Source organism: Methanomethylovorans sp. PtaU1.Bin093, from assembly GCF_002067275.1.
Lineage (GTDB): Archaea > Halobacteriota > Methanosarcinia > Methanosarcinales > Methanosarcinaceae > Methanomethylovorans.
Genome location: NZ_MVQX01000039.1, coordinates 12,595 through 27,691 on the forward strand (window position 1 = coordinate 12,595; position 15,097 = coordinate 27,691).

14 protein-coding genes are annotated in these 15,097 nt (G+C 44.1%); 5 read left to right on the forward strand and 9 right to left on the reverse strand.

What is annotated here, in order from left to right:
- Positions 1 to 82: 82 nt before the first annotated feature.
- A complete protein-coding gene (locus A4E24_RS04230) occupies positions 83 to 1,906 on the reverse strand; it encodes an ATP-binding protein (RefSeq protein ID WP_292351971.1) in 1,824 nt (607 codons plus the stop codon).
- A complete protein-coding gene (locus tag A4E24_RS04235; RefSeq protein WP_292351973.1) occupies positions 1,893 to 3,176 on the reverse strand; it encodes a DNA double-strand break repair nuclease NurA in 1,284 nt (427 codons plus the stop codon). The genes A4E24_RS04230 and A4E24_RS04235 overlap by 14 nt, the downstream gene beginning before the upstream one ends.
- 265 nt (positions 3,177 to 3,441) lie before the next feature.
- On the opposite strand from A4E24_RS04235, the gene A4E24_RS04240 reads away from it, so the two are divergent.
- From A4E24_RS04240 to A4E24_RS04250, 3 genes are all read left to right on the forward strand, one after another.
- Positions 3,442 to 5,358, forward strand: a complete 1,917-nt coding sequence (locus tag A4E24_RS04240) for a sodium:solute symporter (protein WP_292351975.1) — start codon at positions 3,442 to 3,444, stop codon at positions 5,356 to 5,358.
- Positions 5,359 to 5,450: 92 nt separating this feature from the next.
- Positions 5,451 to 5,771 carry a hypothetical protein gene (locus tag A4E24_RS04245; RefSeq protein WP_292351977.1) on the forward strand — a complete coding sequence of 107 codons (321 nt, stop codon included), beginning with the start codon at positions 5,451 to 5,453 and terminating at the stop codon, positions 5,769 to 5,771.
- Positions 5,772 to 5,854: 83 nt separating this feature from the next.
- Positions 5,855 to 6,883, forward strand: coding sequence for a methionine synthase (locus A4E24_RS04250; protein WP_292351978.1), 1,029 nt, complete (start codon positions 5,855 to 5,857; stop codon positions 6,881 to 6,883).
- Positions 6,884 to 6,891: 8 nt separating this feature from the next.
- Here A4E24_RS04250 and A4E24_RS04255 read toward each other — a convergent pair whose 3' ends face one another.
- Entirely contained in the window at positions 6,892 to 7,896 is a 1,005-nt protein-coding gene (locus tag A4E24_RS04255) for a stage II sporulation protein M (RefSeq protein ID WP_292351980.1), read from the reverse strand.
- Between the two features lie 92 nt (positions 7,897 to 7,988).
- Here A4E24_RS04255 and A4E24_RS04260 point away from each other — a divergent pair, with 92 nt between their 5' ends.
- A complete protein-coding gene (locus A4E24_RS04260; RefSeq protein ID WP_292351982.1) occupies positions 7,989 to 8,732 on the forward strand; it encodes an ATPase domain-containing protein in 744 nt (247 codons plus the stop codon).
- Positions 8,733 to 8,744: 12 nt separating this feature from the next.
- Positions 8,745 to 9,248, forward strand: a complete 504-nt coding sequence (locus tag A4E24_RS04265; RefSeq protein ID WP_292351984.1) for a hypothetical protein — start codon at positions 8,745 to 8,747, stop codon at positions 9,246 to 9,248.
- A gap of 6 nt (positions 9,249 to 9,254) precedes the next feature.
- On the opposite strand, the gene A4E24_RS04270 is transcribed toward A4E24_RS04265, so the two are convergent.
- The 6 genes from A4E24_RS04270 to A4E24_RS04295 all read right to left on the reverse strand — a co-directional run bounded on the left by A4E24_RS04270 (position 9,255) and on the right by A4E24_RS04295 (position 15,096).
- Positions 9,255 to 10,289 (reverse strand): EF-Tu/IF-2/RF-3 family GTPase, encoded by a 1,035-nt coding sequence (locus A4E24_RS04270; protein WP_292351985.1) that lies wholly within the window; start codon positions 10,287 to 10,289, stop codon positions 9,255 to 9,257.
- 55 nt (positions 10,290 to 10,344) lie between these two features.
- Complete coding sequence (locus tag A4E24_RS04275; RefSeq protein WP_292351987.1) at positions 10,345 to 11,511, reverse strand: RNA ligase; 1,167 nt, start codon at positions 11,509 to 11,511, stop codon at positions 10,345 to 10,347.
- A 2-nt stretch (positions 11,512 to 11,513) separates the two neighbouring features.
- Positions 11,514 to 12,290: a CBS domain-containing protein gene (locus tag A4E24_RS04280; RefSeq protein ID WP_292351988.1), complete on the reverse strand. Its 777-nt coding sequence runs from the start codon at positions 12,288 to 12,290 to the stop codon at positions 11,514 to 11,516.
- 36 nt (positions 12,291 to 12,326) lie between these two features.
- Complete coding sequence (locus tag A4E24_RS04285) at positions 12,327 to 13,175, reverse strand: HPP family protein (protein WP_292351989.1); 849 nt, start codon at positions 13,173 to 13,175, stop codon at positions 12,327 to 12,329.
- A gap of 49 nt (positions 13,176 to 13,224) precedes the next feature.
- The gene (locus tag A4E24_RS04290; protein ID WP_292351990.1) at positions 13,225 to 14,214 is read right to left on the reverse strand and encodes a CBS domain-containing protein; all 990 of its coding nucleotides are present in this window, start codon (positions 14,212 to 14,214) and stop codon (positions 13,225 to 13,227) included.
- A 93-nt stretch (positions 14,215 to 14,307) separates the two neighbouring features.
- Positions 14,308 to 15,096 carry an HPP family protein gene (locus tag A4E24_RS04295; protein ID WP_292351992.1) on the reverse strand — a complete coding sequence of 263 codons (789 nt, stop codon included), beginning with the start codon at positions 15,094 to 15,096 and terminating at the stop codon, positions 14,308 to 14,310.
- Between the last annotated feature and the right edge of the window lies 1 nt (position 15,097).

The following is a 15,097-nucleotide window of genomic DNA, read 5'->3' on the forward strand; positions in this document are numbered from 1 at the left end:
ATTTGCTCAATATATACGTTTCGGTTTGAATACCATCTCCTATCTATTGAAAGAAGAGAATAACTATCAGTTGTGAAGGAGTTTATATATGCTTCACCACGCAGCTCTGCAGCCCCATGATCTCAACCATGTCACTATTGTCGGGGCTATGCACGATCATCTGTCCTTTCTTCAGATATGGGATACGCTTCTCATATTCTTTCTTGACCTTCAGTGCTCCGATGGCAGCATCATTTGTCAGGTTAAGGATGATACGCGTATTGACCTGCTTGAACACCGTATCATCGATGTCCTGAGGGTCCTGGGTTATGAGGCACAATCCCAGTGCTTCTTTCCTGCCCTGCCGTGCGGCTTCGGCGAATTTGGACACTATTCTCCTGCTGTGCTCGCCTGAGGTGCTTGCAAGATACCTGTGAGCTTCGTCCAGTGCCAGGATAATAGGAGTCTCCTTAACGGCAGTTTCTCCAGGTGTGTTAAGTTTAGTACTTAACTTGTTATCCACTATTATCGTCATCAAAGTGAGAGTTATCAGGTCACGTATACGGCTGTTGCTTATGTACTCTGTAGGGAACACGCTCACCTGTCCGGGTCTTATGATCTCTTCCAACATCTGGTCAATAGGCCTTGCAGGCTGGTCGAACACCCTGCTAAGAGATCTGTCCCTCACCCTGCGCACGATACCATCATAGGAAGCTTCATGGACCTTCCCGCTCTGCACATAGTTGTCCCGGGTCAGATCGTCACTGATGTGTTCCAGAAAACGATCATACGTATGGTCCCCGGCCTTTTTGAAGAAATCGTCCAGCAGCAATTCCACTCCCTGATACTGCAGGTCGGTCATGCCCACAGGGGCCATGAGCCAGGAATTATTCCTTACCATCTCGAAAGGTATTGTGAACTCCATCTGTTGTGCCCTTGAGCGGCCATTATATGACTGCCCATCCACCTTCGCCACAAAGGTGCGGGTATTGACACATCCTCCGAGATCAATTTTTTCGGACCTGAAACTGAACTCATCATGTGCCGTAAGTTCAGGATTATCCTCTAACATCTGGGAATACTCGTCCTGAGGATCAAGCACAACCAAACAGGGATTTTTTCTGGCACTTGTTCCCCTTACATTGTAGCGGTTCTCCTCTGCCATGAACTGTCTCAATATATTCTTTGTGAGGAATGTTTTACCTGTTCCTGTGCTGCCACATACCAGCATGTGCCTGAACACAAGCGGATCACCTATTGAATAATCATTCCGCAGGTAATAGGGGACGGTAGGAGGCACTGCATGTGTCTTTACCACCTCACCTCCTACGCTGAGATGTCCCAGGAATATGCCTTCTCCGGGAATGTTAAGCCCTGTCTGGATCTTTGTCTTGTCTTTAACAGGCAGTATGGAGGTGTTAGGTCGGGGTATGCGGTCGCTCATACGCCGGGCCAGACCTTTGCCTCTGGGATAGAGGATACAGATGGGGTCAAGATAAGCCAGGAACTTGTAATCCACTTCATCTGTGGTGTTGGACCTGAGCATTCTGCGGGAATGGATCTCAGTGGCGTCATCTACCACAAACTCCTGCTTGTACTGCATTTTCCATATCCTTGCGAACAGGTCTTCCTCACCATATGGGACTATTACATATGTTCCCAGTCTCACATCCTTTCTTCTTTCCGTATTGATGTATCCGGTGATAGTTGCTCCGGATTCTGTTATCTCAAGAGGTTCTATACCAGTGGTTATGATCCCGAAAGCTTCTTCAGTGTTGTCCTCTGCGTACGGATGTTTTTCTGTAGTGACCATATATTCTTCGAAGCTGAACCTCTCTCCAATAGTTGTTCCCTCAGTCCCTTCAACGATACTGCTCTCTCTTTTTTCTGAAGATACGTAGGCCAGTATATCTTTATCTATCTTCATCGTATTCACCCCATCTGGTCTCGTTATAGCTGGTATCCACCCGGGAGTACCTGAACCTGTCGATTATTTGTTTTCTTTCCGATACCTGGATCTTTGCAATGGAATCTGCTTTCTTCAGTGTGCCTGGTATCTCACTTAATGCGATATCATACAGTACCTTCCTTGTAATGATATCCCGCATCCCTTCATCCTGTGTTAGCCCGTATGGAGCCTCTATCTTAAAGAGCAGGTTCTTTGAAGGGACATACACCACGAAGAATGTCAGTGAATAGTATTCATGTGGGTATCTTGCCCTGAGCTTTTCCTTGACCAGCGGTGATGTGGTCCCAAGCATTCTCTCATAGAACTGGTTGGGCTGCATGAACCAGTTAGTGTAGGTTATATAGCGATCGTATCTCTTCTTTTCTTCCAGATATGGCGGAAAAGAAAGCAGGTTTTTGAAGAACTGTGCATCCATTAGCCAGGGGAGGTCTTTCATACCTTCTTTCCTCAGGGTCTGCATTATCTGCATATCCTCGGGATTCTTCACGAAACCAATAAAAGGAAGCTTTTTGTCAATGTGATGGTCCACGATGTCTATGTAGTTTTGCAGTATACGCTCTGTATGAGGATCATAAAGCAGCTGTACCTCCTCTGATCCAATCACCATCCAGTACATGAGATGTTTGGGATAGATCGGTCCATCCATGATGAAAAAACCCCGGGGGTCAAGTTCGTCCTTCAACCACAGGATATGTTCGGATTCTGAAAGGTATAGGGCTACATCATGAACTATCCTGTCAATGCGCTTATTCAGCAAACCTGGTTGGATGCGGATTATCTGGCTGCGGCTTGCTCCCTCATCTAATATTTCCCAATTAGGGGTAGTATCTATATGTACACTGTAACTGGGGGTATAAGTAGCAGCAACTATTGTTCTCCTGTTGTGCAGTTCCAGGTCAGTAGGTGTTGAGGCCATAGCACAATGACAGAAATCCACGTAAAGACCGTTATCAAAGGATCGTGTGGTCGTGCTTCCGCTGTCGCATGAATAGGTAACAGGAAAAGGGTCTTGGCTCAGAGCCATCTTCTCTATGCTCACTCTACCTCTTTTGAGCCTTCCGATGGCCTTAAGCACCACTTTTCCATCATGCTTCAACTCCTTGAGCCTTTCCAGAATATCCATCACACCATTGGTTCCATCTTCCTCCGGACCATCCGGTTTCAGGCATCTGTCGATACGGTCTGCAAGTTCGGATAGTGCCTTTATGTGGACCGGTTCAAGGGTCATGCAATACAATTGACACTGATGAGAGATATATATTGGGTTATGATAATAGCAGAACTTCATTTTTGAACATTTGCTATTATATTTCACAGTTGCCCATTAAATCAACTAAACTTGCTTTGTTATAAAGCAGATTTTTTTGAAAGGCTTAAATATAACCCCTGAGGAAATGTATGCATTTAACTTTATAGTCAATTAAGGAAGTAATATATTTATTAATCATCGAAAAATTAAATCAATTATAATAGATTAAAACGAGGTAGTAATTATGAACTCATATGGTTTGTTTATGGTGTTGCTTGCAGCCTATATTCTGGTTCTGGTCGCCATTGGCTGGTATTTCACTAAGAGGCAGAGATCTGTCACGGATTTCTGGCTTGCGGGACGCAGAATTAATTTCGTGGCAATTGGCTGCTCTGCAGCTGCTTCCTGGATGACCGCAGGAGGCATTCTTGCGGTTGTTGGTCTTTACATGCTGCTGGGCATGGGCTCCATCTGGGGCTTCGTGGCGCCCAACATCCTTGCCCTGCTATTGATTGCATTGTTAGTAGGTAAGATCAAGCATCTGCCAGCCATCACCCAGCCAGAGCTGCTTGAGCAGCGGTACAGCAGTGCTATAAGAGGTCCTGTGGCTCTTATTATCGCCATTGTCATGATCCTTTTCGCAGTTGCGGATATAAAGGGTTTTGCCATGGTCCTTGAGATCTTTTTCGGAATGCCTCCTGTATACGCTGCAGCCATTGTGGCATTAGCCGTTTCTGTGTATGTGACCCTTGGAGGTCTTTCTGCAGTAATATGGACCGACGTGATCCAGTTCCTCTTCCTTGCAACATTTGCTCTGGGAATGGCTGTTGCTGTAACAGGTTCAGCTACTTCAGTTGATGTAGCCTCATCAATAACCTCTTCTGAACTTTTCTCTGATGTGCCGGCAGGATGGTGGAATCCATTCAGTGTTGGCATAGTTGCAGTGATGGTTGCCATCTTTGCCATCATTCCCGGCTGGATCACAGAACAGGATCCGTGGCAAAGGGTCTGGGCTGCAAAGGATGAAAAGTCAGCAAGGAACGGTATGATCCTAGGTTCGTTCCTTATTTTCATCGTGTTCGGTGTGGCCTGCACTATCATTGCCATAGGGCTGAACCATGTATATCCCGATATTGCTGCATCATTTGCAGAGATAGGTATGGGTGCAATGGCCCAGGCAGAACCTGCACTGCTTGTTTACATCTTTGAACATTTCTCTCCTCTTCTTATAGGTCTGGCAGGCATAGGCCTTGCAGCAGCTGCAATGTCTTCTACAGACACTTTTGCAACTTCCGGAGGTTCCTGTCTATCTCGCGACATTTATCAGAGGTACATAAAACCTGATGCTACCATGAAGGAGATGCTTGCTATCAACAGGGTGAGCGTATTAATAATAGTCGCAGGTGCGACCATCGGCTCCTTCTATATTGATGGTATTCTTGATGCCATTCACATAGCCACTTTTATAGCCAGTGCTTCATACTTCTTCCCTCTCATGGGAGGGCTTTACTGGAGCAGAGCTACAAAGGAAGGTGCGCTTGCAGGCCTGATAGTAGGTTTTATTGCTCAGGTAGCTCTCACTGTAGTTGATCTTGCAAATACTCCGGCTTTTGCTCCTGCTTATCTGGATTCTATACACCCGGTGCTCTCTAATCATGGAGTGATATTGGGTATGGCTCTGAGCGGTATAGCTTTCTTTGGTGTTTCTTTAGCTAGCAAACCATCGGAAACGGTTAACCTTGCTCCTTTCTTTAAGGAAGCTGCCATGAAGCTTGAGAAAAAGATCGTTGTCGATGAGGCAGATCCCGAGTACAGGAAGATGCGTACGATCATGACAGAAGAAATAACAGGTGATCGTGCTCATCTGCACATTAGTCTGAAAGCGTATGCTACAGTTAATTGGAACGAATTCGTTAAGCATATCACTGGCAAGCATCATGAGTGGGTTACTCCCACAGGTGTGGATTCAGTGTACAGGCTGACAAAATCCGATATGCTGGCTTGTATCACTGTTACCCGTGGAGAGAGCGAGAAAGAGATCTGGTTCTCGTGTGAACCAAGAAAGGAAAACATTGATCAAAGCCGCAAGGAAATGTTCATAGCATTTAAAGAAGTCTCAAAGACCTTAAAGGAAATGGGTGTATTGCTCACCCTCCTTTAATCTTTTTGAACAGCAATTTATTTTTATATTAATTATGAAATTTGTAGGTAGGTATTTTAACCAATGATGTATACACTGCTAATGGTGATAGAGTGGAGGAGCACATCAGGCACCCCATTTCCGAATTAGAGGTAGATGAAAAGGATAAGGACCGCATACGGAAGATAATGGAAGATTTCGAAAAACTCTCTCCCTCCGAAAAACTGGATGTATTGCAGTTGCAGAACATTATGCTTGAGACCGTAGCAAGGCACAATGAAAAATACGGTATACCCAGGCGTACTATAAAAGTTGAAAGGCCTTTAAGTGAGATCGTTGCTCATATGTCCAAGGTTTCCATTGATTACTCACAGAAATGTGTGGACTATTATGTTGAACACGTTGCCAAGAAGGGAAAATTAAGACAGGACTGAATTCACCGCAGGTCTTGCAAATCTCATTTATTCTAGTTTTTCGTCCCAAAACTTATATTTCGTTGCTGCTTCAATTCTAAGGCATGAACGATTTGATCTTTGATGATATAGGTAGTTACCCGCTTCCTCAGGGAGTAACAAAGGAATGGGTACAAAAGGCATTTTCAAAACACTCGGAGCGCGAAAAACTGTTCCAGATCATCAATGCCGCATTTCAGCAAAAGGTAGATGCAGGGGTTGAGGCTCCTACCTATCCCCAATATCAGGACATGAACGAACAGTTCCTTTCTGTTATCAGGGATCCGGAAAATACAGAAGAGCCTTTCAAGGTCAAAGAAAAAGCTGCCAGGATATTAGAACTGGAAGCTGTCCAGCCAGCGGCTCAAATGTACATGCAATCTCATGGTGAGAAGCAAAATACGAGAGTGTGTGTAACAGGCCCCCTGGAAATGTATTTGAAAGAGTTTGGAGGAACGGAATATACCGATATCCTTTATCTTTTAGCAGAGAGTGTGGACCGCTTCCTGAAAAATTCCATTGAGAATTCAGGATATCTGAACATAAGCGTGGTTTCCATAGATGAGCCAAGCATTGGCATCAATCCCCAGGTCATGTTCGATGATGATGAACTCATACAAGCTCTTAAGATCGCCACCAGGTCAGCTCACCGTAAAGGCATTGATGTGCAGATACATTTACATTCACCTCTTCATTATAAGCTCGCCTGTGATACTTCCCAGATAAATGTTATAGGCGTTGAATCAGCAGGTCATCCTTCATATCTTGACCTTATAGACAAAAGAGTGCTCGATGAGTCGGATTCTTTCCTGAGGGTAGGCATTGCAAGGACCGATATTTCTAATCTCGTTTCGGTCCTCAATGACAAGTATGGTACCAATGTCTGGAAGGATCCATCACGTATTCAGGAGATCGTTACTGGGCTTGAAACTCCGGATGTTATCGCTAAAAGGCTCGAAAAAGCCTATTCGATCTTTGGTGAAAGGATAAAGTATGTTGGTCCTGATTGTGGTCTGGGGTCATGGCCCTCTCAGCAGATAGCTTCGCAGTTACTGCAAAATGTAGCAGCAGGTATGCAGAAGTCTGGTATATGATATCGCATTCAGAATAGCAGCCGGCCTATAAGATCTGCCACTTGCAGGGCCACATTTGGTGTGATGTTCGTTTCTATGTAAGCGGCTACCAGGAGCAAGATCAGCATCATACCTACCATGGTCCGCAGGTAAGAAGATCGAATGTACTCTGTGGCAATGCTATTCAGATATGATACATCTTTTTCAAGGCTTTCAGCCTTATTGCCTGACAGCAGTTCATTTTCCACTATTTTGCCAGAGTATACTCTGGCAAACCTATATCCAAGGGCGCCAGCTATGATTATGACCGGCAGCTCTATTATGCCATGTGGCAGGATAAAGGCCAAGAAATAAAAAACAGAATAGAGGATCCCCTGTCCAATACCTAATGGCCCTATCAGGTTGTAGGAAGATAGCGTTCCATTAAAAATGAAGAAGGAGAACATGATCCCAAGGAGCATTCCATTCAATGTTAGTGTTATGACAGGAATGAGATATGGGATAACATAAACGAGTAATCTGAAGTGTTCTTTGCTGTATTTTGCGCGTTTCCATATCGAATCCTCTGTTTCAGAATTGTCCTGAGCTCTTAGCCTGGCAATTCCGGGGTCCAACCGTTGGATACTATCTTTTATGAGGGTGCTGGCCAGCTGAAATAATTGTTCCACTTTCACTGAGAAAGTCGTGTATTTTTGGTGATGTGCCCTCACCTTCAGTTCAGCAATGGAGATATTCTGGATGAATGGTAACAATCCATTTCCCACAGAGGCTGTTATGACTGCCAGTGAATTGAACAGGAAGATCGACCACATCAGATCCAGGTGTTTTGCAGCAGAGTCCACTTTCTTCATGGCCATTGCAGCGGTAGAAGTTATAGCATCATTTACAGGTTCAGGTGATGCTGCCGCCAGGCTCAGGAAATAGAACAGCGTGCTTGTCATCCAGGCGATGAACATAGCTACTATGAATATTTTGGACGACCATCGAATTTCGTGCCAGGCGATATGAAAATCATTTTCTTCTTTATTATTCATGTTCCATAAGGTTTCCATTAGATTATGAACGTGTGTCTTATATATAAGTTTATAATTATATTAGTATATTCCATCATAGATGAGGATTAAGGATGAGAATACAAACTGGAATCGAAGGTTTTGATGAAATTGTCCAGGGAGGTCTGCTCTCTGAAAGGGTTTATCTTGTGAGTGGCCCCCCGGGTAGCGGTAAAACTACATTCTGTGTACAATTCCTTGCTCATGGTGCTGCACTTGGTGATGTAGGTCTGTATGTGACCTTACTGGAAAGTCCTCAGAACATCATTGATGACATGTCCAATTATGCAATGAACGTCATCCCACTTATAAAAATGAGGAAACTCCTGTTCGCGGACCTGGGTCCAAGGATGGAATACGGATATATGGACGAACTCAATGAATCTGTATCGCCTCAGTATGAGGTCAGCAGAACTTCCCTTGAAAGTGAGGCTCCTTCTCCTGCAATGGTATTTAAGGAAATTGCTGCTTATGTGGCAGAATATGATGTAAAAAGGCTTGTGTTGGATTCCGTATCTGCTATCCGTTTTACAACAAAGGACCTTTCTTTACAGGAAAAGGAAATGACAAGGTTCATACGTAATCTCAAGAAGCTTGGATGTACCACAATACTGATAGGAGAACTGACCGATCCAACGGCCTATTCAACAGAACAGTTCGCAGCACATGGAGTGATCTTCATGCACAATTTCCTCTATGATAAGAATATGACCAGAGCAGTACAGATTATCAAAATGAGAGGAACAAAGCATGATTGTAACATGCGCACAGTACAGTTCACTGATAAGGGTCTGAAGATCGAAGGATATCTGGAATAATGGATTGATCCAATGGTCAAGATCTTCAAGAAAAAGGAAAGTAAAAGAGAGCTCACCGAACCTCAGAAACAGACACTCATAAAGAGTTCTTATGAACTGGGTTTTGAGGTGGGTTATCATAAACATTCAGAGATCGGATGGGTAAAGGAAAGGTTCAACTCACTTTACGAGTTTGCATCCCAAGGTGATCTGGGGCAGTCCGTCAGGGAAAACTATGAAACCGGACGAGCAGAGGGTGCCAGGACCAGAGAACGTGATATGAAGGCAGGTCTCTCTAAGAGAGTGGCAGATAAGGATAGATCATTACCTGCCTCTTCATCGATACTGCTCCCGCAATCTCATAATAGTTCGGGAATCGACAATTCCTTCAGAAAAAGAGAAACTTCTCAGGGAGGTTCCCCGGCTCCTCTAGAAAGACCCCAGCTTACAGACCTACCTGAGAATACCTCTCTTACAAAAGCGGTAGCAAGACCGTCCATGCTGGACGGGATCAAACACCTTTCCCCTAAAAAATAATGCTGTTCAAAGGGAACCAAAGCCTAAGAACCTTTGTTTTTCGTCCAGATCTGTGAGTATGAACCTGTCCTGTTGCGAATAAGATATTTCTTTCGTACCTATCAACTGAAGGACGTATTCATTTCCAGCAGAAGCTTTTTCCACCATGGTCCCATTTTTCTCTATGCTATTGACACGCATAGGAGACGATTGCAGTCCAACGAATACATGCAACATGCTCCCAGTATTGAAACCCTTAGAGAAAGGTGAGAGTTTGCATTTTATTTTTAGATTCTCACTGACAATTTCCTCAAGGGAAAGAACATGGCCTCTGTCTATATCCTTTGATTGTATTCCCTTAAGAGCAAGGCCCACTCTTGCTCCGTTGGGTGCACTCTTAACATCCACATCGTGCATCTGTATCGACCTGATCTCCAGAGGTTTCCTGGTGGGATAAGCTGTCATTTTGTCTTTTGCATTGACAGTGCCCTGCATCACAACACCAAGCACAACACATCCGATCCCAGTGACATTAAAGGATTGGTCTACTATGATCCTTGTTGGAAGAGTGGCTTTTGTCCTGTCCTCTTCATCGATCGTTTCACCCATACTGAAGATCTTTTCCTTGAGCTCTTCCATACCCTCAAAGGTTTTAGTGGAAACTGCCATATACTCCCAATGTTCAAGTACCGTACCTTTTGTGATCTTCTGCAGCTTTGCCTTCAATTCATCTGTTGCCTGCGGGTAAGTGGTATCAGATCTTGTGAGCAGTACAAGTCCATGTTTGTAGCCCATGCACTCCAGGCAGACGATACATTCCCCTGCATAAGCATCCAGACCTGTGGGAGGCACGCATAGGATGGCGATATCGGAAAGGGTAAGCGAGGATATCAATGGCTTAACGGAATCTGGATATCCGGTGGGGTCTATGATAGTCATTATCTTGTCGCCCTTGGCGAAATCATACATTGTGAAATCCGATACATTCCCTTTCTTCCCCAGTTTTGCGGCAAGTGTTGTCTTTCCGCTTTGCTGGCTTCCTATTATAGTGATCTTTGTCATATTGGCACCTGGTCTTTATGAGGTTACGAATACTATCATACAGATATATCTTTTTTCATGACCACAACTGGCCTTCCCACATGGCCAATGTCTTATCACTGGTGCTCTTGTTTACCTTTGTCATATGTACGAGATACTCATTACCCACGGTCTCAGGTTCACTGAACACTATGTCCATTCCAAGCCTCCTCATATATTCCTCGAACTTTGATATGGTTGTTCTGTCTTTCACCCTGATAGTGAACTCTTCTGCAACTCTCCCTCCGTCCCTTACCTTTATTATGGATCCTTTCATAGGTTTCAGTATACTTTCACCCAGTTGAAGACAACGTTTTCTGAAATCCTCCTCGCTTTCGTCCCATTCCACTGACTGGAAACCCTCTCTGACTATTCTGGAGAATATAAAATCTCTTCCACTTTCGTTATACACTTTCATGGCATGTTGCAGATCAGAGCAATTGCTCTGAGAAGCAGTGTATTTGATTGGTTGCAATACCATCTTTGGGTCCTTGATCACTACCCCTTCATGTCCTTTTCTCCCAATCTCCCGAATGATATCTGTGATCATGGAGGGAGCTTCCTGGATGTCGAATTCCCCAAAAAGTCTAACCTGTCTGAAGCCATATTTTTCAGCCAGTCTCCTGCGCTCATACAATGGCAAGGGTAAACCCGTGTCCTTATGCCTGATATCAAAAACAAAGAGTTCCAAAGATTCAATACCGTATATTTCCTTGGGTACATAAGGGTTATCAGGACCTACCATTTCTCCATATACCACAAGTTGCGGGTTCTCAGTGAAAAAACTATGGTCTAACAGGTCATTAGCTTTCTCCGAAGAATAAGGACACACATGGCCGCTGCGTGTAAGAGCTGCAAGCTTCCCATCCAGCAAGATCACTCGTACATTGTAGCCATTCATTTTTTCTTCTACTGCCACCCTCTTTATATCACCGAAGTTGAACTTGATGGCAGGTCCGAGCAACATTGCTCTTTTGATCTTTGGAAATCCTAGAATAAGACTGAACCCATCGCTCTTTTGCACAAGGACACTTCCAATATCAATGTGCAAAGCCTTATGCTCAAAACGGAATAGGTGTTGGTACTCATTCCAGTTCGGTACCAACACTCTTCTTTCCATAAGCTCCTGCATCCTTTGAGCAGAAATGCCCAGAAAAGATGCTGCATTCTCAATATCCAGTTCTGTTTGCGGATAGTTCTCCATGTTCACTGTGCCATTGCATGTACCAGATTCCTTCTGGTGATAAAGCCTACGAACTCACCATCAAGATTTAGCACAGGAAGACCTCCGATATTATCTGCAAGCATCATCTTTGCCACATCTGAAAGGGGAGTGTTCGTATTAACTGTCTTTACACTTCTCTTCATGATATCTGCAACGATCAGGTTCTTTATCCTGGCTTCCTGCTGATTGCCCGAAACTATGTCCCTGAAAGCCCTCATGGCCTTAACAACATCTTTTTCGGTGACGATTCCTACCAGTTTGCCGTTCTCTATAATGGGGATCCTTCCTACATTCTTATCCAGCATCAGATGCCTGATATGGCTTACACGGTCACCAGGACTTGCGATCACAGGTTCTCTCTGCATGAACTCGCCAGCAAAACCATTGAAGTTGTTAGTCTTGAGGAGTTCTGCGGGTGTTACCCAACCCATAACATTTTCATCCTTGCAGACGATGATAACTCCCTGGTTCTTGTCAATAAGGGTGACAGCGTCCTTTACCTTTACATCCGGAAAAACCTTCACAAAGTTATCAGAGACAGCTGTTGCAACATGAAGTGAGGATGCAGGCATGCTTCCCTTCTTCCGGGTACCGAGTTCTCTGGTGAGGTTTCTCATAGTAAGGATACCAACTACCTTCTCGTCATGTTTCACGAGGGCCCGACGCATTTCTTTCTTTTCCATAATATCAAGTGCGTGGGAAAGAGTATCTGATTTACTGATAGTTGGTGGTTCTGTCATTATGTCCTTTACTTCCATGTCTTTCACCTTCAGGTTGTATTAGTTTTTGTTCCTTCACTGCGCTATCCTTATCAGGTCCTTCCTTCGGATAACACCAACGATCTCGTTATCCTTTTCTACTGGCAGGACCCTTGAGTTATCCTCTACAATGAGCTTTGCAGCTTCAACTGCCGAATCATCCCATTTCACAATAGTACTGATATCTGACATGATATCTTCAGCAACCAGAGGCACTTCTTTTATATATCTATATGCCTTCTGCCCACCGGATGTAGCACGTCTGGCCATCTTGATATTCTTTGTAGGAAGTTCTCCGTCAGCACCTGCTACTATGTTAAGGGCAACGTTGTTGAAGGATATCAGCCCCACTACCTTTTCAGCATCATCGACAACCAGAACCTCATCAACATTATTTTTCTCCATCTCCTCGATCGCATGGTTAATGGTATGGTGCCTATGTATGCGAACAGGCTCGTCAGATATGATCTCATATACTTTCTTGTCGAAATTTTTTTCATCAAGCTTGGAGACATATCTCACGATATCGGTACCTGTTACTATGCCAACAAGTCCCTTTTTGATCACCGCAAGGTAGTTGATGTTGTTCTCCAACATGAGATTCCCGGCTTGGGAGATAGAAGCTTCCGGATAGATAGTTATCGGATTTTCTGTCATCACCATGCTTACAGGGATCTTATCTATAGGGCGCCTTTTCCAGACAGGTTCTGCCTGGGCAAGTTTTCTGCTCAGGTCAGCCTGTGAGAGAATGCCCATCATTTTTTCACCATCACCTACAACAACCGTGCTGATCTTATGTTTCAGCATCAGATTCCTTGCACGTGATACCGGCTCATCGGGTCCCATTATGAAAACCGGAGAGCTCATTATATCTGAAACGTTCATTTACTTCCTCCAATAGTCATTTTTTAATCATTAGCTGTTCTTCGTCTGTTCAATAGACGGCTCGCAGAAAGTCTCTTTCGGTAATGATACCGCAGAGAACATCATTATCGATCACTGGAAGAGAACCTACTTTTTTCTCTATCATCAATCTTGCAGCATCTCCCAGGTCCATCTCAGGTGAGGCCCATACGACATCTTTGTTTATAAGTGAGGTTATAGGTTCGCTGAAAGCCTCATGGAAATTACCTGTTACGATCTTTTCAAAGGCTTTTCCGCTACCCAGGAAATTCATAATGTTGGATGCTGTAACGATACCTATCAATATGCCATCTTTTGCAATAGGCAATCGTCTGAAGCCCCTACTGACCATTATCTTTGCTGCCTCCTCTATAGTAGTATCGAACGGTACAGTTTTCACTTTTGTGCTCATGTAGTTCCTTATAGAATCATAGTCAATGGTATCTGCCATAAGATTCAGGAAATCCCTTTCCGTGAATATAGCGCATACTCTGTTATCTTCGTCAACTACAGGCAATCCTCCTGTATTTCTCTGGATCATCATCTCCACTGCATCGGAAATACTTGCTTTGGAGGTAAGAAAGGCTACATCACGTTGCATGATCTCGCTCACTTCAGCATTGATAGCTGCCAGGAGGTTTCCTTTATAGTATTTTTCTACAAGCAGGTTCTTTGAACCACCTCCAAGGAAGTTTACAATATCCATCGAGGTGATGATCCCTTCAAGGCGTTTTGTACCTGCGTCTGCTATCGGCACTCTTCTAAAACCTTTACTGGTCATCGTTTTTATAGCACCCATGATCGTTGTCGTGGGAGGAAGAGTTATCACGTCTTTCTTGGCCACAACGCTCATGTCACCTTTCTTTTCTGCAGCTTTCGCCTTGAACTCAACAGGTGCTACATCCATAGTACTTGTACTGCTAATCATACCTGGGTCTTTTTTATGATTGCCCTGGTATTCCATATTGTTCTGGAACTTCGATCTGTCTGCTGTGACCATATCTGTTCTTTTTTTTGTCAATTAAACCACCGGCACATAAAATGTTCTTCTGTTCAACTGCTTTCAGGGACCAAAAATAAAAGGTCCTCATTTTTCTATTATAGCTTCACCAGTTCAGAAACCAGTGCCTGTAAGGCAGGCAGATACTAATGCAGACCTGCTTACGATGCCCAAAAGCTTCTTATTGCTGGCTACGGCTATCCTGCCAATGTCATATTGCAGGATCTTATCAATGGCCTCTTTCACTGAAGCCTCCGGGGGTAAAGTGTACATAGGAGTGGACATAACCTTTTCCACTTTTGGTGCATCACCGGCTTTTGCACTCCGTCCATCAACTTCTCCCACTCTTGCATAACCTGCTTTTATGATATCTCTTCTTGTCACCATCCCAATAGTTTCATTGGTGTGTGATACCACAGGTATTCCAGTATAATCGTGCTCAAGCATTTGATGCCACACTTTGGTTATACTGTCGTCCGGATAGCAGGTCGTCACATCTGTCATCATGATCTCTTCAATGTACAGAGGAGACTTTTTTGTTGGCTTGATGGTTGCCAGTATATCTGCATCGCTTATGATCCCTACCAACTGTCTGTCAACACCTGATACTACAGGAACTCTATGTTGAGCTGCATCAAGCATTAAGCGTGCAGCTTTCAATATTTCCATTTCAGGTGTGATCATTGGTATCTCCTTTACATATCCTTCCACTGTCACATTGGACTTGGTGGCTCTTATTTTAAGTACATCTCCGTCTGTAAGTATTCCACTCACTTTCATTGAATCGTTAACTACAGGCACCCCTCTCAAAAAATGGTCACGCATAACTTGACGTGCATGGGTCATAAGGTCTGTATCTTTCACATATAAGGGATTCTTTGACATTATCCTCTCCACTGTCATA

Bases quoted from the DNA above. Each gene is read 5' to 3' on its own strand.
- A4E24_RS04280 (WP_292351988.1), bottom strand. From the start codon at position 12,290: ATGGAAGTAAAGGACATAATGACAGAACCACCAACTATCAGTAAATCA.
- A4E24_RS04285 (WP_292351989.1), bottom strand. From the start codon at position 13,175: ATGAACGTTTCAGATATAATGAGCTCTCCGGTTTTCATAATGGGACCC.
- A4E24_RS04240 (WP_292351975.1), top strand. From the start codon at position 3,442: ATGAACTCATATGGTTTGTTTATGGTGTTGCTTGCAGCCTATATTCTG.
- A4E24_RS04235 (WP_292351973.1), bottom strand. From the start codon at position 3,176: ATGACCCTTGAACCGGTCCACATAAAGGCACTATCCGAACTTGCAGAC.
- A4E24_RS04265 (WP_292351984.1), top strand. From the start codon at position 8,745: ATGGTCAAGATCTTCAAGAAAAAGGAAAGTAAAAGAGAGCTCACCGAA.
- A4E24_RS04270 (WP_292351985.1), bottom strand. From the start codon at position 10,289: ATGACAAAGATCACTATAATAGGAAGCCAGCAAAGCGGAAAGACAACA.
- A4E24_RS04250 (WP_292351978.1), top strand. From the start codon at position 5,855: ATGAACGATTTGATCTTTGATGATATAGGTAGTTACCCGCTTCCTCAG.
- A4E24_RS04275 (WP_292351987.1), bottom strand. From the start codon at position 11,511: ATGGAGAACTATCCGCAAACAGAACTGGATATTGAGAATGCAGCATCT.
- A4E24_RS04295 (WP_292351992.1), bottom strand. From the start codon at position 15,096: ATGACAGTGGAGAGGATAATGTCAAAGAATCCCTTATATGTGAAAGAT.
- A4E24_RS04255 (WP_292351980.1), bottom strand. From the start codon at position 7,896: ATGAATAATAAAGAAGAAAATGATTTTCATATCGCCTGGCACGAAATT.
- A4E24_RS04260 (WP_292351982.1), top strand. From the start codon at position 7,989: ATGAGAATACAAACTGGAATCGAAGGTTTTGATGAAATTGTCCAGGGA.
- A4E24_RS04230 (WP_292351971.1), bottom strand. From the start codon at position 1,906: ATGAAGATAGATAAAGATATACTGGCCTACGTATCTTCAGAAAAAAGA.